The organism is Bacillus sp. FSL K6-2431, from assembly GCF_038005165.1.
Taxonomy (GTDB): domain Bacteria; phylum Bacillota; class Bacilli; order Bacillales; family Bacillaceae; genus Bacillus; species Bacillus pumilus.
On sequence record NZ_JBBOSQ010000001.1, the window covers coordinates 1,854,276 to 1,874,017 of the forward strand.

19 protein-coding genes and 1 riboswitch are annotated in these 19,742 nt (G+C 42.0%); of the genes, 6 read left to right on the top strand and 13 right to left on the bottom strand.

The features are described from left to right. Positions 1-42: 42 nt before the first annotated feature. Positions 43-927 carry an ROK family protein gene (locus MHH40_RS09045; protein WP_137055186.1) on the top strand — a complete coding sequence of 295 codons (885 nt, stop codon included), beginning with the start codon at positions 43-45 and terminating at the stop codon, positions 925-927. Further along, positions 924-2,843 carry a BglG family transcription antiterminator gene (locus MHH40_RS09050; protein WP_340900964.1) on the top strand — a complete coding sequence of 640 codons (1,920 nt, stop codon included), beginning with the start codon at positions 924-926 and terminating at the stop codon, positions 2,841-2,843. The genes MHH40_RS09045 and MHH40_RS09050 overlap by 4 nt, the downstream gene beginning before the upstream one ends. A 58-nt stretch (positions 2,844-2,901) precedes the next feature. On the opposite strand, the gene arr is transcribed toward MHH40_RS09050, so the two are convergent. Beyond that, positions 2,902-3,318: an NAD(+)--rifampin ADP-ribosyltransferase gene (gene arr, locus MHH40_RS09055; protein WP_212046258.1), complete on the bottom strand. Its 417-nt coding sequence runs from the start codon at positions 3,316-3,318 to the stop codon at positions 2,902-2,904. Positions 3,319-3,751: 433 nt separating this feature from the next. Here arr and MHH40_RS09060 point away from each other — a divergent pair, with 433 nt between their 5' ends. Further along, a complete protein-coding gene (locus MHH40_RS09060) occupies positions 3,752-4,072 on the top strand; it encodes a hypothetical protein (RefSeq protein ID WP_340900966.1) in 321 nt (106 codons plus the stop codon). A gap of 7 nt (positions 4,073-4,079) precedes the next feature. Here MHH40_RS09060 and MHH40_RS09065 read toward each other — a convergent pair whose 3' ends face one another. The 4 genes from MHH40_RS09065 to licT all read right to left on the bottom strand — a co-directional run bounded on the left by MHH40_RS09065 (position 4,080) and on the right by licT (position 9,782). Beyond that, positions 4,080-4,817 (bottom strand): hypothetical protein, encoded by a 738-nt coding sequence (locus MHH40_RS09065; RefSeq protein ID WP_268459775.1) that lies wholly within the window; start codon positions 4,815-4,817, stop codon positions 4,080-4,082. A gap of 592 nt (positions 4,818-5,409) precedes the next feature. Beyond that, positions 5,410-6,831 carry a glycoside hydrolase family 1 protein gene (locus MHH40_RS09070; RefSeq protein ID WP_340900968.1) on the bottom strand — a complete coding sequence of 474 codons (1,422 nt, stop codon included), beginning with the start codon at positions 6,829-6,831 and terminating at the stop codon, positions 5,410-5,412. Between the two features lie 19 nt (positions 6,832-6,850). Next, complete coding sequence (locus tag MHH40_RS09075; protein WP_212046261.1) at positions 6,851-8,710, bottom strand: beta-glucoside-specific PTS transporter subunit IIABC; 1,860 nt, start codon at positions 8,708-8,710, stop codon at positions 6,851-6,853. Positions 8,711-8,945: 235 nt separating this feature from the next. Continuing rightward, on the bottom strand, positions 8,946-9,782 hold the full coding sequence (licT, locus tag MHH40_RS09080) for a BglG family transcription antiterminator LicT (RefSeq protein ID WP_003217030.1): 837 nt from the start codon (positions 9,780-9,782) through the stop codon (positions 8,946-8,948). A 185-nt stretch (positions 9,783-9,967) separates the two neighbouring features. Here licT and MHH40_RS09085 point away from each other — a divergent pair, with 185 nt between their 5' ends. Continuing rightward, positions 9,968-10,168 (top strand): hypothetical protein, encoded by a 201-nt coding sequence (locus MHH40_RS09085; RefSeq protein WP_050943366.1) that lies wholly within the window; start codon positions 9,968-9,970, stop codon positions 10,166-10,168. Between the two features lie 34 nt (positions 10,169-10,202). On the opposite strand, the gene MHH40_RS09090 is transcribed toward MHH40_RS09085, so the two are convergent. Further along, positions 10,203-11,822, bottom strand: coding sequence for an APC family permease (locus tag MHH40_RS09090; RefSeq protein WP_050943368.1), 1,620 nt, complete (start codon positions 11,820-11,822; stop codon positions 10,203-10,205). A gap of 344 nt (positions 11,823-12,166) precedes the next feature. Continuing rightward, positions 12,167-13,135, bottom strand: a complete 969-nt coding sequence (gene trhO / locus MHH40_RS09095; protein ID WP_050943369.1) for an oxygen-dependent tRNA uridine(34) hydroxylase TrhO — start codon at positions 13,133-13,135, stop codon at positions 12,167-12,169. Between the two features lie 189 nt (positions 13,136-13,324). Here trhO and MHH40_RS09100 point away from each other — a divergent pair, with 189 nt between their 5' ends. Next, positions 13,325-14,398, top strand: a complete 1,074-nt coding sequence (locus MHH40_RS09100) for an iron-containing alcohol dehydrogenase family protein (protein ID WP_050943474.1) — start codon at positions 13,325-13,327, stop codon at positions 14,396-14,398. A gap of 48 nt (positions 14,399-14,446) precedes the next feature. On the opposite strand, the gene MHH40_RS09105 is transcribed toward MHH40_RS09100, so the two are convergent. The 5 genes from MHH40_RS09105 to MHH40_RS09125 all read right to left on the bottom strand — a co-directional run bounded on the left by MHH40_RS09105 (position 14,447) and on the right by MHH40_RS09125 (position 17,060). After that, a complete protein-coding gene (locus MHH40_RS09105) occupies positions 14,447-15,274 on the bottom strand; it encodes an aldo/keto reductase (RefSeq protein ID WP_050943371.1) in 828 nt (275 codons plus the stop codon). A gap of 81 nt (positions 15,275-15,355) precedes the next feature. Further along, positions 15,356-15,772, bottom strand: a complete 417-nt coding sequence (locus MHH40_RS09110; protein WP_050943373.1) for a DUF5301 domain-containing protein — start codon at positions 15,770-15,772, stop codon at positions 15,356-15,358. 29 nt (positions 15,773-15,801) lie between these two features. Continuing rightward, the gene (locus tag MHH40_RS09115) at positions 15,802-16,263 is read right to left on the bottom strand and encodes a DUF523 domain-containing protein (RefSeq protein WP_050943375.1); all 462 of its coding nucleotides are present in this window, start codon (positions 16,261-16,263) and stop codon (positions 15,802-15,804) included. After that, positions 16,260-16,490 (bottom strand): hypothetical protein, encoded by a 231-nt coding sequence (locus tag MHH40_RS09120; RefSeq protein WP_050943376.1) that lies wholly within the window; start codon positions 16,488-16,490, stop codon positions 16,260-16,262. Before MHH40_RS09120 ends, MHH40_RS09115 begins: the two co-directional genes overlap by 4 nt. 111 nt (positions 16,491-16,601) lie before the next feature. Further along, positions 16,602-17,060, bottom strand: coding sequence for a MarR family transcriptional regulator (locus tag MHH40_RS09125; protein WP_050943378.1), 459 nt, complete (start codon positions 17,058-17,060; stop codon positions 16,602-16,604). 216 nt (positions 17,061-17,276) lie between these two features. Between MHH40_RS09125 and MHH40_RS09130 the strand changes: the two genes are divergently transcribed. Continuing rightward, positions 17,277-18,044, top strand: coding sequence for a GNAT family N-acetyltransferase (locus tag MHH40_RS09130; RefSeq protein WP_050943380.1), 768 nt, complete (start codon positions 17,277-17,279; stop codon positions 18,042-18,044). 240 nt (positions 18,045-18,284) lie between these two features. Here MHH40_RS09130 and MHH40_RS09135 read toward each other — a convergent pair whose 3' ends face one another. Beyond that, the gene (locus MHH40_RS09135) at positions 18,285-19,457 is read right to left on the bottom strand and encodes an MFS transporter (RefSeq protein ID WP_003217034.1); all 1,173 of its coding nucleotides are present in this window, start codon (positions 19,455-19,457) and stop codon (positions 18,285-18,287) included. Between the two features lie 77 nt (positions 19,458-19,534). Beyond that, a riboswitch (purine riboswitch) is annotated at positions 19,535-19,634 on the bottom strand. Between the last annotated feature and the right edge of the window lie 108 nt (positions 19,635-19,742).

Here is a 19,742-nt window from a genome sequence, read left to right on the forward strand (position 1 = left end):
GTCCATTTGGATTCCGCCCCTCTTTAATGGAGGGCATTGATCATGCGAATTGGAGGCATTGAAGCAGGCGGAACAAAATTTGTCTGCGGCTACGGAACAACAGATGGAACGATTGAACACACGACTTCCTTTGCAACAGGTAATCCAGATGAAACATGCCGGCAAGTAATCGATTACTTTACAAAGCATCCTGTCGATGCCATTGGCATTGGGGCATTCGGGCCTGTCGATGTAAAAGAACAAAGCCCAAGCTATGGGACGATTTTAGAGACACCCAAAACAGCCTGGCGCCAATTCCCTTTCCTTTCTACTTTAAAACAAGCCCTTGGACTCCCTATGAAGCTTGATACAGACGTGAACTGTGCAGCACTCGGGGAAGCCCGCTTTTCGGTTGAAGCAGAAAAGCCTGCTTCTTTGGTCTATATCACTGTTGGAACCGGAATAGGCGGCGGTGCCTATATTGAACACCGCCTCATTCACGGGTTGCTGCATCCAGAAATGGGTCATATCACAGTGCAGCGGCACCCTCATGATTCCTACGGTGGCTGCTGCCCTATACACCATGACTGTTTAGAGGGACTGGCATCAGGACCTGCCATAGAAGGGCGCTATCATACACTGGCACAAATACTGCCAGAGGATCATCCTGCCTGGTCACTTCATGCCTACTATCTCGGACAGATGACCGCCAATTTATTACTCACCCTTTCGCCAGAGCGCATCATTCTCGGTGGAGGTGTGATGAAACAGCCCGCTATGCTGCCGCTCATTCTTGATGAAACAGAAAAGCGGCTTCATGGGTATTTACAACTGCCAAAGCCTTTAAATGAAATTATCACCAAGCCATCCTTTGATGGATTATCAGGTTTAATGGGCGCCCTCGCTCTTGGTACTGATGCCTTACAGGCGCAAGGAGCCGCGCAATGATGATGACGGCAGATCCTCGAACCTATCAGCTGATTCAGCGGCTATTTGAAACGAAGGGGTTCGTGAAGCTGGAGGAGCTCACTGCCTCTTTTCGCTTATCTGACCGCTCCATCCGTCATCTAATCAAAGAAGCAAATGAGCAATTAAAGGAAGCTGGAGCCAAGATTAAAACGATCCGCGGAAAGGGATACACCCTATTAACGAGTGACCAAGATGCCTTCCTGCTTTGGCTTCATCAACAAAAGCTTCCTGCCCGCTCTCTCGTCCCCGTCATGCCAGAAGAGCGTGTACGATTTATCATGAGGAAGCTATTGCTTCAACAGGATTACTTAAAAATTGACCAGCTGGCTGAAGAACTGTTCATCAGCCGCATGACGGTCAGCAGTGATTTGAAAAAAGGACGAGAGCTGTTAGCCCGTTACGGTATGACCCTTGTGTCAAAGCCTGGATTTGGCTTAAAAATTGAGGGAGACGAATTGCAAAAAAGAACATGCTATGCAGACTTACTCCTTGAAGAAGAGCCTGCACTTTCTCATATCACTGAGCGGGAGCAGCTCCATTTTCCCGATATTTCTCTTGAAACCATTCGATCTATAGTCCTGACGAACCTGCATCAAGAGTCATTGCTCATTAAAGATATTGCCTTAAAAAACTTAGTCATTCACTTAGCAATTGCGATTCAGCAGACACGAAAAAACCAGCGGATACCCGCCAGTACCACTCGTACACAACGATCACCCGTCTTGATGAGAATTGCCCAAAAGATCATACAGCAGGTGAGTGACACCTTTCATGTCACCTTATCAGAGGATGAAACAGATTACTTAGTCATGCATCTATTGGCAAATCAAACGTGGAAAGAAGCCGCCCAGCATCAGACGACAGTGGAAGTTCAGCAGGCGGTTGCGGTCTTTCTACAGCACATTGAGAAAACAAGCGGCCACCACTTTGCAGATGACAACATCCTGCAGCAAGACTTGATGCTTCATATGAAACCATTATTAAATCGAATCCAATATGGCGTATCCTTACAAAATCCGCTGTTGCATGAAATCAAAACGTCCTATCCATACCCGTTTGATTTGGCTGTCAGCGGACTGAATGCCTTACAGCTGGTGCGGACGCCAAATGAAGATGAGGCGGCATATGTTGCCCTGCATATCGCTGCTTCTTTTGAAAGAAGTCAGCTCGATACCTCGCAAAAAAAGAAAGCCATTATCGTGTGCGGGTCTGGACTAGGGACGGCAAGACTGCTTGAAATTAAATTGAAGGCAGCCTTTCAGCACGAACTGGACATCGTCGAGCTTTATTCCTATCAGGATTATCTCATGAGCACCACCCTTCCCTGTGACGTCATCATTACAACCGTCCCGCTCGCATCAAAGGGAAAACCAGTGATACAGGTTAGCGCCTTTTTTGAACAACATGATGTACAGCGGGTGAATGAGGTCATTCATTTATTAAATGGACATGGGACTCCCTCGCAAGAACTGATGGCGTTTTTTCAAGAACGATTAACCTTATTGAACGCTGACCTATCCAGTAAGGACGAGGTATTAGACACACTATGCAGCCATTTAGAAACGTATCAGCTAGTATCGTCATCTTTTCGGTCCTCGGTGCTTGAGCGGGAGCAAATGTCGTCTACCTACCTTGGAAAAGGGATTGCCATGCCGCACCCGCTCATCACAAATGAAGGCACATCCTGCGTAGCCATCGCACACTTAAAACAGCCGATTGACTGGCAGGGAAACCAAGTATCACTTGTCTTTTTATTAGCCATTCATAAAGATGACGCAGCCTGCATGAATCAATTCTTTGAACAAGCCGTTGATTTACTGGATAATCCAAACCGCATTCACTCTCTGAATCAATCAAAAACATTCGATGAGCTGATGAATGCGTTGTTTCAATAAGATCAAACAAAAGGCCGCCCAGCTGTTGATGAGGCGGCCTTCGTGTGATTGAGAATCATCAATCGTATATGACATTTTTCCCTTCTTCACTTAATTTCTTTAAAGAGCTCAGCATATGATCGATTTCTTCATCGGAATGTCTTTCCCATGAACCTAATTCTGCGACGATTTTCAAAGGGGATTTCGACCGATAAGAACGTGTTGGGTTACCCGGAAATTTTTTGTCAGTCAAATTCGGATCATTTTCAAACTCGCCTAACGGTTCTACAACATAAATTCTCTCTTTCGCATCAGATCTTGCTAACTCAGCACCCCATTTGGCTGCGTTTAATGTTCCGGTGAAATAGATATGATTTGATTTTTGATCCTGATAATTCGATAAGTACTGCGGTTCAAGCAGATCTCCAATCTTCAATTCTGCTTTCGTCCCATGAAAAAATGGACCAGGGTCTAAAACTTGTTGCTTCTCGTTCATACAGCCACACCCCTTATCGTTTTTGACTTGCGTATAACAGTATACGGCCTGATCTGGGTAGAAAACAGTCTATAAATGAGATAACATTCGGGGTATAATGATAGTAGAGAGTAAGATGTGATTTGTAACCTCCAGAAAGTTAAAAAACAGCAAGAATACATACAAAGCAGTCTTATTAAAAGAGATAAAAAGCTATTAGAAGCCATAAGAGAAACAAGAAACTAAAAAATTAATTGCGGCAATTGAGCAGGTGGAAAAGAAGGACAAAAAAATGTTGGTGGCAGTTTTGGAAATAGCGTATTGATGCCTAGGAAGGAGATCTGATCAGGATTGAAGAAGATGAGGATAAAGTAGCCAATGAGACGTTTGATGTTATAGCTGGTTGGCGTGTTGGCACATAATCAATTAAATTTTTCAGGAAGGGTGTAATGAGATGATGAAAGATAGAGATAAGATTTGTCATATATATGCTCAAAAAAGTTGGCATATGGATTCTTATATTATTGGTAATCGTGAGGGTTTAATAGAATTAAAGAGTGCTATTGACCAAGCATTGAAAAGTAATGTTGGTCAAGCTGAATTGTTTCCATCAGATTTAGAGGATTATACAACTTACGTTGCTTTAGTTGATGATAAAGAAGAGTTGGATTCACTTATTATGCCTTACATTGATGAGGATAATGATGATGAAAACTTGATACATCCAGTTGATATAGTTACAAGTCTTGAAGAGAAAAAAAACCCTGAAAATTAGGGGTTTTTTAGTGTAATATTGTTTCTCCTGGACTTGCTTTGTATTTCTTTGGTACTGATGCTCTGAGAGCATGGTGTATTTTATCTTTTGGAGCTACATGGAAATGCCAATACCAAGTTGAGGTTTTTGGTATTAAAGGGATTTTTCCATTGTCTACAGCAAATACTCTTGTTGTTTTTTTCTTTCCTTTGTGTAGGACGACAACTAAACTTCTAAGTTGTCCTTTATCATTTCTTACATCCCATTTAATTTTGTAATTTTTACCGAATCCTTTTATTCGATTTTTTAGATATTTAAGTGCAGTTCTTGCGCCTTTTGATCTGATAGCCATTAAAGCAACTCTTCCTACGGTCATTGCGATAGGTATGAAGAATACTGGTAGTGCTTGTGTTGTGATTTCACTCTGATTACTTTTGGAGTCAAGTTGTTTCATTCGGTTTTCTATAGCTAAAAATTCTTCATTGTTGAAATATTGATCGATCACTTTATTTTGTTCTGTCTCTGACATGTTTTCGAATTCTTTTTCTGTAAATGGAAGGTTTTCTATGTATTCCCCCATTTTCATTTCAAGTTCGTCTAATTCTTTGGTAGTTTGTTCATTTTGTAGAACTGTTGGTGTTACTAACGCTTCTAATTCTTGTGAATTGATAGAGTGTGTTTTTGCTGATGCTTCTGATGAAAATGGAGACCATATTGATATGACAAGAGCTAGGGTAATTAGGATTAAGAGTGTTTTTTTGAACATTTTGTTTATATTCCTCCTTTTGTATTAAATTCCAAAATTAAGGTTATCAAATCAAAATGAGTCTATCAATGTATTTAAGATAGATTTAAGAACATTACTTTTTTGGTTGCGGTGTCCGCAATCATTTTTTTATTATTTAGAACTTCGTTTTAATGAAAATTTCTGTGGTAGACAAATGACACAAGCCGAAATGGATATGTTCCTAAACAATGGTGCACGATATTCCCACCACAATCTAAAGAAGCCCAAACTAAAAATATCGTCACTACAATAGCAAAAAAACTTGCTGTTCAGGCTCTTCACAAGTCAGGCACATATTTAGAAAAACCCTTTATTGAAAGTAATAGACAAGAAATATGCAAAGAAAGCTAAATCAGGTTTTTACAAAGTAGCGCAATTTTTATACAGGCAGGCCTTCCACCTGATGTAGCATTCGAAACAGCAAAATTTCTTTGGATTATAAAAGAAAGTAGTTTATTAGGCTGTTAAAATCAGGCTATCTTTTTAAAACAATTCGAACAATATAATCTTGCCAATAGAGTGAACGAAAAAAAGCCAACCACCCGCATAAGGTGATTGGCTTTTTTATTTGTTACTCCCCGATCTTCTCTCCATTTTGCTGAATTAATGTTTCATACCAGTAAGAGCTCTTTTTACGAATTCTCTTCAGGTCTTTTAGGTCAAATTCATCGCGATTCACGTAAATGAATCCGTAGCGCTTGGAGCATCCTTGGTGTGTGCTGATTAAATCGATTGCAGACCACGGGCAGTATCCGAAGACCTCGACGCCGTCTGTGATCGCCCATTTGATTTGTTCGATATGTTTTTCTAAATAATCAATTCGATAATCATCTTGAATCGATCCATCTTCTTCTAACTTGTCGAAAGCACCCAATCCGTTTTCCGTGATAATAAGAGGCAACTGATAACGGTCGTAAATCTCACGCATCGTTGATCGGAAGCCGACAGGGTCAATCTCCCAGCCAAACGCATTTTTACTTAGGAACGGGTTGTTGCCGCCTTTGTATACGCCATCTTCACCAGATTTCAAATGCTGGTCTCCGCCGCGCGCAAATTCATCCTTGCCATCTCCTTTACTCGCTTCAACCGTTTGAGATGTGTAGTAGTTAAAGGCAATGAAGTCCGGCTTCGCACTTTTCAAAATATCCATATCTCCCTCTTCAATCACAGGAAGAATGTCTTTTTCTTTCATGTACGCCCAAGCAAGGTTGTTATAACGGCCGAAGACTGCCATATCAAGATACAGCCAGTTGCGGATCGCATTGTAATTCGCCGCAGCAAGCACATCCTCAGGCTTTGGAGATGCCGGATAAATGAGCGCAATGTTTGGCGCTGGTCCAATTTTCGCTTCAGGCAACATTTGATGACAAAGCGTCATGGCTTTCGCCTGAGCGACGAGCATATGATGGTTCTGCTGATACAGTTCTTTTTTCGGATTTTCTAAATTTGGATCAAGTGTACCAAGCGCTGATCCATGTAAGATCATCATGTTTTGTTCATTAATGGTCAGCCAATATTTCACCTTCTCGCCATACTCCTGAAATAGAACCTCTGCATACCGTTCAAACGCATCTACTGTCGCACGATTTGACCAACCGCCTTTTACTTGAAGTGCATGAGGCAGATCAAAATGATACATCGTCACGATTGGTTCAATATCATAGCGGCGCAATTCATCGATGAGAGAATGATAGAATTCAATCCCCTTTTGATTGATCTCCCCATCTCCATTTGGAATGATCCGTGTCCATGCAATAGAGAAACGATAAGCCTTCAAACCCATTTCTGCAAACATCTTCACATCCTCTTTATAGCGGTGATAGTGATCGCTTGCGACTTTAAAATCTGTTGTTCCTTCAGGGTAACTTGCTCTCATATCAATGACAGATGGTCCTTTGCCATCCTCGTTCCACGCACCTTCTACTTGATAGGCGGATGTAGATCCGCCCCAGAAAAAGTCCTTTGGAAATGGTGCTAGTGTTGAATATCTCATAGTTTCTTCCTCCTCTTGATTAAACGAGATGTAAAAATGATTGTCCTGGTGTGATTTGTTTCTCTTCTGTTTCTATGATATCGCTAAACTCACCTGAATTGGTAATAATCACTGGTGTTGTGACGGACAGGCCGGAAGCTTGGATGGCTTCAATATCAAACTCCGCAAGCAATTCGCCCTCAGTGATGGTTTGCCCCTGTACGACCTTCGGGGTAAAATGCTGACCGCCTAATTGTACGGTATCCAGTCCAATGTGAATGAGCACTTCTGCTCCGCTTTCAGAAGTAAGACCGTACGCATGACCTGTTGGGAACACCGTTGTCACGACTCCTGATACTGGTGCAAACAGCTTGCCTTCTGATGGAATGATGGCTGCGCCCTTTCCTAGTGCACCAGATGAGAATGCCTTATCCTGTACTTTCTCCAGCTTGATTACCTCACCCTTTAAAGGACTTTTCACATGAGCTGCTTTGACCCCATGTTCGTTTTCCATTGTTGGTGCGGCAACCGGTGCTGGGGTTTCATCTTCATCTACTGGATCCTTAAATCCAATCAAATAAGTCAAGACGATGGATAGAACAAATGAGACCGAGATTCCGATGATGAACCCTGTAAACCCTTGTCCGTAGAAAATCGGAAGTGTCAGTAAACTTGGAAGCCCTGACGCAATCGCAATACTTTGTGAATAACCAATGATCGCACCGCCGACTCCAGCAGAGATAACGGCTGCAATAAATGGTTTTTTCAAACGAAGCGTGACCCCGTATACAGCTGGCTCTGTGATCCCAAACACGGCAGAAACCGCTGTCGATCCAGCCAATGATTTCAGCTTTTTATTCTTTGTTTTCAGCATAACACCGATGGAAGCACCGGCTTGTGAAAATACAGCTGGCGCAGTCGCCGGCTTGATATGATCTTTTCCGTGGACGGCAATATTATTTAAAATCACTGGCACTAGACCCCAGTGGATACCGAAGATCACAAGAACCTGCCATGCCATCGCAATTAAAGCACCTGCAAGTGTAGGACTAAAGGAGAATACTTTCAGCAAGACAGCGGCAATGCCGTTCCCTGCATACACACCAAATGGTCCGAATACAATGAGTGTCAGCGGAACAACCGTGACAAGTAAAATCAGTGGAGTAATAAAGTTTTTGACACTTTCATGAATGACTTTGTTAAAGAAACGTTCGATATATCCCATGACAAACACTGCCAAAATGATTGGAATAACCGTTGATGTATAAGACATTAAGACGACTGGAATACCGAAGAAGGTCACATCTCCGCCGCCTTTTGACAATTCTTGAATGGTTGGGTAAATGAGTGCACCAGCAATCGTCACAGCGACAAATGGATTTGCTTTAAACTTCCTCGCCGAAGTGAATGCGAGCAGTAATGGCAGGAAGTAGAACAAGCTGTCCGACGCAGCAAATAAAATTTGATACGACGTATCTTCAGGTGATAACCATTTTGCATTGATACAGATACCTAATAGACCTTTTAAAATACCAGCACCTGCCATGACACCGAGAAGTGGTGTAAAAATACCAGAGACAATGTCGACAAATTTTCCGAAAAGGCTCGTGCTCTCTCCACCTGATTTTTCAGATGAAGAAGTGGAATCCTCTAATAGATTTGTAAACTCCCCAATCTCTCGATAAACCTCTGGTACAGTATTTCCAATGACTACTTGAAATTGGCCGCCGCTTTCCATAACGGTCACAACGCCATTTAATTTTTCAATGGCTGCTTTGTCTGCTTTTGATCGGTCATTTAATGTGAAGCGAAGTCTTGTAGCGCAATGGACCAGTGAATGAACGTTTTTCTCTGTGCCAATGTGTTTGATAATGTCTTCTGCTAATTGACGATAACTCATACAAAAACCCCCTTTTTTTCAAAAAAATACGTTTTTGGGCAAAATAAAAACCTAAACGGGCACCAAAAATAGTCGCAACTTGCTATTGCGCTTTTTCAGTGAACGTTTAGGTTTTGCCTGCCGAACAGTCACAATCCTCTAAGACGATCATTGTGAAACCGTATTCTTTTATGTTTATGAGCAAATAGTACCACTCAGCTTTTCTCATGTCAACGCTTTCTTTTGAAAACTACCTTTATTTTTCTCGTTTGATCAATCGATTCAAATGAATGGATAGATACAGCATCTCCTCTGATGTGAGATCTCGGTGATAGGTTTGATAGACGTATTCTGCGATTTTCTTTGCACATTCGTATGCCTTCGGATATTTTACCTTGATCAGCTGATACAAATCCTGATCTTCGCTGACAAGCATTGTTTCGTTTATCAGACGCTGGACGAAAAAGCGTAAATGTGTGAGAAAACGATAAAAGTTGAGTGAGTCTTCATCAAATTCCATATTGAGATGATATTTCACAATGGTGAGGATAGCGTTTACTTCTTTTGTAATATTGACCGTTGTATTCATGTCCTCATTGAGCTCTGCATTAATGATATGCATGGCAATAAAGCCTGCTTCATCCTCAGGCAGTTCAATATGAAGACGCTCTCTAATCATCTCAAGACAGTCCTTTGCCACAAGAAATTCATCTTTGTATAAGCGTTTAATCTCCCAAATGAGCGAATTTTCAATGAGATGATTTTTCTTCAGTCGTTCGATGGCGTAATGAATATGGTCTGCGAGCGATACATGCAGACTTTCGTTTAATCTTCGGTTCAGCTTTGTATGTGCATATTGAATCATTTCTTCGGTTACCTTGACCACATCATACGGAACCTCCAGAAGCAGCATTTTCATTCGCTCATGAACGGAATGATCCTCTAGGCGGAAAACTTTATCGATTAACGATTCGTCTACCGGATCCCCGGGCCGCCGCTGGAAGGCGATACCTCTTCCCATGACGACGATTTCTTTTCCTTGTTCATCTATCACACTAATGACATTATTGTTTAGAACTTTTTGTATCTGCAACCCCAAACACCTCCGTCTATGAACCACAATCTTCACTCAAAATATGCTCTCATCTTAACATAACTGTCAAATCACTTGGTGTTTTTATCTGACTTTTGCAATAGATTTCACCATAATTCTACCCCGTCATAGCTGGTCTGATCCTTCAATTGCCTGCATACAATACTCCAAGGAGGTGACCTTCAGTGAAGGCTTTTTTCTGGTCTGCATCATTTTTATTCGTGCTTCTATTCACACTCGTCTTTCTAGGAATCGTGTTTTTGCTTAGTGGACAAGGTATGAATCTGCTTTGGAAGTATGTGCTCATCTCATTTGTCACAGCAGCCGTTTTGCGCGGTGTCACCACTTGGCTGAGGCAGCACGTGATGCATCATTTATCAAAATAAAACGGCTGCCCATAATATTCAGGCAGCCGTTCCTTTATTCTTTGGATGATGCGGCTTCTTGCGAAGAAGTACGCAGCTCATCATTGATTTTTTTCGCATCCTCTAGAAATTCTGTTTCAAATCCACTTTTGAGTGCCCACATATAAAATAGCAAGGAAACCACTGTAATAAGAGCCATATCCCAGCCATAATGAATGACGTTATAGCCGCCGAATTTGTCACTGCCCAGGCAGGAAATCGTCATCATCACAAGCAAGTACACGACCATCCAAGCACCCGCCTTGAAGTTGCGGCCGAAGCCTTTCCATTTCGCTTTTGCTTGATAGTAAAAATAGATCGGAAGACCGATTATAATAATGAACAGCACCTGACCTGTTAACGGCCATCTCGCCCAATACAGCGTCAATGACGCAAAGACAAAGCCGAGAGGAGCAATGATGCTGAGTCCTTTTATTCGCAGCGGACGATATAAATCTGTCCCTGTCTTTCTCAGTGTCATGACAGTTACTGGGCCTGTCAGATAAGAAATAAGTGTCGCAACAGATATGATTTCTGCAAGTACACCCCAGCCTCTAAATAAAAACAGAAAGATAAACGATACGGCTAAGTTAAAAAACATCGCTGGACGAGGCACGCCATAAATAGGGTGCAGACGACCAAGTACACTTGGCATGTATTTGTTTTTTTCCATTCCATAAATCATACGGGATGTCGTCGCCGTATACGTAATCCCTGTACCAGAAGGTGATACAAACGCATCTGCATATAAAATCAGAACCAGCCAGTTAATCCCAAGCGCAATGGCAAGGTCGGCAAATGGCGAATTAAAATTCAAATGACCCCATCCATTCACAATCATGGACGGATCGACAGCACCGATAAAGGCGATTTGTAAAAGCACATAAATCACAGTCGCAATCAAAATAGATCCAACAATAGCAATCGGAATGGATCTGCCTGGATTTTTCGCCTCACCCGCCATATTAATCGGGCTTTGGAAGCCATTGAAGGCAAACACAATTCCTGATGTCGCAACAGCTGTCAGCACACTCGCCCAGCCGTTAGGAGCAATACTTGTTCCAGAAGTAAAATTCTCACTATGAAAACCTACGAATAAGAGCGCACCAATTGTTAATCCTGGAATGACAATTTTAAACACGGTAATGAATGTATTCGCTTTTGAAAATAACCCAACGGTCCAATAATTGAGCAGAAAGTAAATCACAAGAAGCACACTGGCGACCATGAGCCCTTCTGTCGTCAACACCCCTTTTGTGACCAAATGGGTTGTCCACTTTGCCCATTCCCAAGGCCATGAGCTCATATACTGGACAGAAGCCACCGCCTCAACCGGAATGACGGAGACAATGGCGATCCAGTTTGCCCAAGCGGCAATAAACCCGATAAAAGAGCCATGTGAATATTGCGTATATTTCACCATCCCGCCTGCCTCTGGAAACATCGATCCGAGTTCACTATAAGACAAAGCGATAAATAAAATTACGACCATCCCAATCAACCAGGATAAAATAGCAGCAGGGCCGGCAATTTGAGCGGCACGCCAAGCACCGAATAGCCAACCTGAACCAATGATTGAGCCAAGACCTACCATCATTAAAGCGAAAGTTCCCATTCTACGATGTAAATGATTCATGTTCATAACACCTTTCGATTAAATTACAAAGCATGTGCCTAAGTAAGCACCTTTCTTTCATTGCAGCTCACTTTTCATTCAATTGACAAATATTTCTTAAACTGAATCTTTACCCTTGTTCATTTTTTCGCCTGTTTTATTATCTCTCAATTCTCCATTTTCTGAAATAGTCGAACATGCTTATTTCTTAAGAAAGCGCTTTTTCAATGATTCAATCTATTAGACTGAATAACTACCTTTACCCTTATTTTGAAAAAAACTAAACAAAAAAGAAAGAGGAAATGAATCCCTCTTCCTTCTGAGCCCTATCATGAATAGAAAAAAAGGATAAAGGGGGGTTCCCTCTATCCTTGTGAGATCGCTTGTTCTTGTTCAATCACAGCTAGTCTTTCTTGCACTTCTTCTTCAGACAGGTTGTGCTGTTTCACATAAAGGTTACGTTCACTTGTACGACATTCATGGCTGCAGCTGCGCATATATTTATGCTCGCTTTCTTCTGTTGCAATCATTTTGCGGTTACATGCAGGATTTGCACAGTTCACATAACGCTCGCAAGGCTCACCAGTGAAGAAATCTTTTCCGACAACCACATGCTCTGTTTGATTTACGGGCACTGTTAAACGAGTATCAAACACATAGCATTGACCATCCCAAAGCTTCCCTTGAACTTCTGGATCTTTTCCGTACGTGACTATTCCGCCGTCAAGCTGAGAGACATCTTCAAAGCCTTCACGCTTTAACCAGCCTGAGAATTTCTCACAGCGTACGCCGCCTGTGCAATACGTCAGGATTTTTTTCCCTTCAAGAATCTCTTTATTGTCACGAATCCACTCCGGTAATTCGCGGAATGTCTCAATATCAGGACGAACTGCCCCTCTAAAGTGGCCGACATCAAACTCGTAATCATTACGTGCATCTATCACAACGGTATCAGGTGATTGCATTTGCTCGTAAAATTCAACCGGGCTAAGATGCTTACCTGTTAATTCTAGCGGGTTCACATCATCTTCAAGGCTCAGATTCACTAGTTCATTTCGATGGCGGACGTGCATTTTTTTAAACGCATGACCGTCTGCTTCGTCAATTTTGATCGGCATAAACGCAAAGCGCGGATCTTCCTTTAATGCTTGCATGTACTTGTCCGTTTGCTCAATGGTACCAGAAACAGTTCCGTTTATGCCTTCTGCTGAGATAAGGATACGACCTAACAAACCAAGCTCCTTACAGAATGCTAGATGCTCTGCTGTAAACGTCTCTGGGTCCTCGATGGGGACATATTGATAGTAAAGTAAGACACGATATTGTTTTTCCATATATATAAACACCTCTTAAATTTAATCAAAACATACCGTTCTTTATCATACAGGAAATACATACCTAAAGGCAATGACAGCGGCTCAATTCCATAAAACGGAAGGGTCTTTCTTCTCATATTTGACAGAACTTTCTGTAAAATGAGATGATTTATCAAATATGATATTGCAAAGGAGCAGAACGCAATGATACAGCCAGAAGATATCGTCAGAAGCGGTCCAAACCAATTTATTTCTCAAAAAGGCATTTATCATGAACTCGTTTCACTTGTTTCTCCATCCTTCCAGTCGCCCGCTGTCGTGACAGGATATGATTCATTTCATGCTTTTTCACAGTACACAAAGCTTCCGTCTCATTGGCCTGTTGTCCAGCACAAAGGATACAGTTCACCCAATGCAATTACCCGAATTGCAGAAGAACTGCACGGGGCAGATGTGGTGATTGGGATCGGAGGCGGCACGATTTTAGACACCGCCAAGTCAGTAGCAGAGGCTCTTCAAATTGAAGTGATCATGGTTCCAACCATCCCGGGGACATGTGCTGCATCTACACCGCTTAGCGTCATTTATGATGACAAGGGGAATTTCATGAGAGTCGATTACCATAAACGGTCCAGCTACCTCACGCTCATTGATCATACATTTTTGCTCTCTTCTCCTCTTTCCTACCTTCAAAGTGGGATTGGAGATACGCTGGCCAAATGGTATGAAGCGGAAGCCATTATTCGAAATGCAAAGGATTCCTTGCCGCTCATGGTGCATGCAGCACTAAAACAGGCGGTATACGTGAGGGATATTCTTGTTTCCCATAGCGAAGAAGCTGTCCACAGCTTGCAAACGGGTCAGCTTTCGCAAGCATTTGCAGATGTAACGGATACCATTATTACATTAGCTGGCACGGTCGGCGGCTACGGAGGACGCTACGGAAGAATGGCAGGAGCCCACGCCATCCATAACGGATTGACGTTTATTGAGGAAACGCACCATATGTTACATGGTCAAAAAGTGGCATACGGCATTCTTGTTCAGCTTGCCGCAGAAAATCGAATGGGCGAAGTAGAAGAATTACTTGAGCTTTATGAAACACTCGGATTACCTAGAAATATGCGTGAGCTTGGCATCACAGCTCAGCTAGAAGAAGCCGCAAAAACAGTGGCAAGCCATGCTGCACGTATAGATGAAACTTTTTGCTTGATTGGAGACTATTCCAAAGAGCAAATGGTCGACGCCATTCAAGTCATTGAAACCGTATCAGCCTCGTAAAATCGTTCAATAAAAAGCACAGGCATGCCACCTGTGCTTTTCTTTCGATTAAAAATCAAAGTTATCTGGATCTGGACCTGTGCGCTCATCTTCATTAAGCTGATCGATGACACCCATCTCATGTGCGGACAGCTCGAAATCGAAGACTTGTGTGTTTTCGATGATTCGGCTCTTCGTCACAGATTTTGGAATGGTGATAATGCCATGCTGCAAGTCCCAGCGAAGAATGACTTGAGCCACGGATTTGTCATGTTTTTTCGCAATATCCTGAAGAACAGGATGGTTCAGCAGCTTCCCGCTGCCTAATGGTGACCACGCTTCTACATGAATCCTTTTCTCCTTGCAGTAGTCTCGTAAAGGCTCCTGCGTCAGCTTTGGATGCAGCTCGATTTGATTGACCATTGGCACAACTTCTGCTTCTTCTAATAGATCATCTAGATGGTGCTGATGGAAGTTACACACACCGATGGCTCGAACGCGTCCATCCTTATACAGCTTCTCTAGTGCTTTCCAAGTTTCTTTATATTTGCCTTCAACTGGCCAATGAATTAAATAAAGGTCTAATACATCTAGCCCTAGCTTGTTCATACTTGTTTCAAAGGCTTCAAGTGTTGAATCATAGCCTTGATCACGATTCCACACCTTTGTCGTAATAAACAGATCATCGCGAGAGATGCCTGATTGCTGAATGGCTTTGCCTACCCCTTCTTCATTTTGATAGGCTGCTGCTGTATCGATGCTGCGGTAGCCCGCTTCAAGAGCGTCTGTGACTGCATTTACAGCCTCATCCCCATCTTTTACTTGCCATACACCGAAGCCTAGCTTCGGCATTTTTACTCCGTTTGCTAATGTGACTGTATCTGTTAATCCACTCATCAAACAAACCTCCGCTTCATTTTTGCTTACCAAGCACTATACCCGAATTTTCGATTGATCATGCATGAATGTTCGCTAGTGTTATTTGATATATTGTCCTATATCGACTTGATTGGCGTCAACGATTTGGTATTCGCTTGTTTGATCTTTCTTTTTAGAAAAATCATATGTCTCTAAAAAGCTTTGGTCATAAAAAGTCAGACCATAAGTTTCCTGTTCATTCTCGTACACTCTGATCCAATAAGATTCTTTTGAAGCTTTTTTGGCTTCGTTCATTTTCTTTAATTTCACATCTGAAAGTTCCTTCAACAGCTTTTGAATGTCTTCTTTTTTCTTCAAAACAGCACGTTCATTATCATGCTCAATTTGTATGGATGTCACTTTGTTTCGATCAATCGAGACCACATCATCAAAAGAGTATGTTTTGGCATGGATCATAAAATAAATACCCATTCCGATTAAAATAACGACAACTACACCAATGATCCACTTTTTCAACCTAACTCCTCCTTCTAATCACGCCACGCCTATTGAAACACCGAAGTCCAATCATCCTCCTCAGAGAACACTTGAATCCCGTGCTGTTTTAGCAAGGCGGACGTCACACCATCTCCAGCTTTTGTCTTGCCGTTAAACTCTCCCAAGTAAATCAGCTGGCTCCCGCAAGAAGGACTGTACTCTTTTAGCACAACCGCTGTTGCTTTCAGTGACTGAACCTGTTCCAGTGTCGCTTTCGCACCTTTTACATACATCTCTGTGACATCAGTTCCATGAACATCGACAACAGCAGCCTGCCCTCGTAATACATCATGTCCATCTCCACCAATGATTTCTGCCGGAGGTCTTGGCGTAGAAAAGCCGCCAAGCAGTTCAGGACAAACTGTCACAGCCTTTCCTTCCTGCACAAGCTCTTCGATTCGCTGATCTAATCGATGGCTACCATTATACCGGACCTTCAACCCAGCAAGACAAGCGCTGACCACTATCATGAATGTTCCTCACTATTTTTGCTGACTTTAAAATAAATACATAATGGCAAAAAATATATCGTGTTCACCAAAAAGGGCAGAGCACAATACAAAGCAGCAGCCCAAATCGACCCTTCAACTCCTGTGATACCAAAAAAATAAACAAATAATAGCAAGCTGACAAACAATCCCACGAACGGCATGATGAATACGTACTTTTTAAAATTTTCCATCATTTCTTTCCCCAAAGAAGCTCCCTCCCTTTTAACATGATCACGAATAACGTCAATATATGTTAATTTTACCATATAAAAAACCGAAATCATCTCATTTTCTACGATGGTTTCGGTTTTTTTAATCTATATTTTTTCTTTCCATGCCTTCAAAAAGCGCTCAATGACTTGTAATTCATCTTCATGAAACTGCTGGAGAAATTCTAAGTAGGACGCGACAGCTTTCTCATGTAATTCATCATGCAGTGCCGCCAATTGCGTGCCTTTCTCTGTCAATGAATAGTAGACAGATTTTTTATCCCCTTGCCGGTGGCAATAGCCCACCATGCCTTTATCAATTAGTTTTTTCACAGCCTTTGTAATAGCGGGCTTTGATAGTTTCAGTTGTTGAGAAAGAAATGTATTATTTGATTCGTTTGGATTGGCTTGAATCATCGATAAAATGTGAAGCTGTGTGAGTGTCCAATCTTGCTTGAGTGTATCAGTCGTGGTAATCAGTGGATCTGTTGGATCATTCCTTCTCTTTTCTCTATGAATAATCAGATCTTGAATCGCTTTTAATACAATCTGCTCTTTAGTCTCCATCTGAACCTCCACTCTTAACTGGTTAATAAAATGGTACTAATAATTAAGATAGGAGTCAAAAGAAATGTCAGTGTGATAAAAATAATAGGCCATCAGACCTGAAAATGGTATATGTACTTTTCTACTAGATGATCTATGATGTCACAGCTCCTCTTTCTTTTATTTGCTATAATTCATAGGGGATGACATCCAATTTTTGATGAAAAAGGTGAGCTAATGAAAACCGAACAACACATCGCCATTCGCCAATTAGAAGAAAAGATCCACCTGTTTTCTTCAGCTGTGGACGGAACCTTCCTCGCAACGGACGATTTCGTACTATCCAATACTCACATATCGACAGACACATTCAATTTGCTATTACCGACATCAGCGCAAATTAAAGATCCGCAAAAAGTGAAAGCAACCATCGAATACTTGCAGTCACAGAAACTATTATTTAGCACATGGGTGGATCACCGCTTGCTTCATCCTGATTGGACTGATTTACTAAAGGAATATCAGCTTGAAGAGGTTGAACGCAATACCATCATGATGCTTGAACAGACAGAAGGCATTGACCCAGCTACATCTTCACCACTTACAATCAAAGAAGTACTTGATGACCAGACACTGCTTGATTACAAAAATATCTTTATCGAGCTATTCAAAGAGTCACCGGAGGCTATCGCCTTAGAGGACTATTTCCAGCGTTTTTCGCTTGAAGCTATACAATCACGCGCTCGCATGTTCGTCGGATATGCAGACCACAAACCGGTCACAACAGGCTTATTACTCGAAGCAACCGATAGCTACGGTATTTATGATGTCATCACAAAGGCAGATCACCGCGGAAAGGGACTTGGCAGTGACATGTTTCATTACCTTCTGACCCAGACAGACAACAAACAGAAGCGCGTCCTGTTACAAGCATCGGCGGACGGCAAAAATATTTACCAACGTGCCGGCTTCCAACCAATCGGAGAAATGGTTGTTTTTGAATAGAGTAAAATAGAACATAAAAAAAAGCTGCCTATCATAGGCAGCTACAGATTGTTGACAAAGGGCTAAAATGATTTTTATTTTAGCCCTTTGTCTTCTTTTCAGCGTGATAGAAAACCTTTGAAGTCTAGGAAGGACGAGTACTGGCGCGGAGCGAATTTGACATTCGTGAGCACCAGCACGCAGGACTGACAACGAATGCGAGGGTTTGTCTACACGCTGAAGCTGCCTATCATTAGGCAGCTATTCAGCACGATGCTGACGATCCATATAAAGTGGTGGTCTCTTCAACGAAATCACCGCACAGCTAAAGGCAATCAGTACAAACACTGCACCGAACTTCGCCAGATCAACAGATGAACCGGTCATCGTAAATAGGACACCGCCAACCGCTGATCCAATTGAGATACCAATTTGCAAGGCCGATGTATTTAAGCTTTGCTGAATATCAGACGTCACAGGATCTGTTTGAATCAAATAGCTCTGCAAGGCAGGCGTTAATGCCCAGCTAAGAGCTCCCCATAGGACAACCATGATCATAAAGAGGACAAACACACCCGCTGTATAAGGAATGATAAACAACACAACCGCAAACGCAATTGTCACCAGCAAAATGGCTTTCCCTGAACCCAGCTTGTCACTAAGCCAACCGCCTAACCCATTCCCGCCAATAGATGCAAGCCCGAAGACCAAATAACAAATACTAATCCAGAACGGGGTCATATGCAGAACTTCCATTAAAAACGGAGTGAAATAAGAATAAAGCATATAATGACCTGCAAGCATAAACAAACTGATCAAGTGTGCACTAAAAATTTTCGGATGCCCTAAAGCACGAATTTGCTCTCTAAGAGGTGTCACTTTTTCAACAGGCATTTTCTCTAATAGGAAATAAATTAGCACCATCGATATCGCTGATAAAATACTGATTCCTAAAAACATCACTCTCCAGCCAAAGCTCTCTGTAATAAAAATACCGATCGGTACACCGAGAACAAGTGAAGAACTAATCCCAATAAAAATCAGACCTAATGCCTTCGCACGATGCGCTGGCTCCACCAACTTAGCAGTGATCGTCAATGACAACACCACCACTAGCGCTGTACTCATTGCGATCAATACCCTAGAGATCATGACAAGAGCAAAGGTCGAACTAAAATATGTGAATACATTCCCTATTGTAAACACCAATAACGCGATTAAATAAAGACGCTTTCGTTCAATTTTAGCTGTGGCAGTCAGCAGCACAGGTGCTGAAATGGCATACACAATGGCAAATACGGTGATAAGCTGCCCAGCTGTCGCAAGAGATACATTCAAATCCTCTGCAAGGCTTGGCAAAATGCCCCCGACCACAAGCTCAACTAATCCAACCGCAAAAGTAGAAACGGCTAATAAATATACTCTCCAGTTCATGTCTAACATCCCTTCTCTATATCATCGCTTTCACTTTTGATACAGGGTGAAGACAAACAAAAAAACCCTGATTACAAAAAAGGAAAGAACGCTTTTGTAATCAGGATTTATCGGATCCTGGTAGAAACCCTCAAACCATATTATTGAGGTTATACAAGTCTATTTTTTTCTTCAAATATAGTAGCATATGCTTACATAACTGGCAAGCTATAAAAATAGGAAATGACTGCAAATTCACGATCAAACAAAGCACTCAGAACAGCATGAAAAGAAACCCCAGTACAA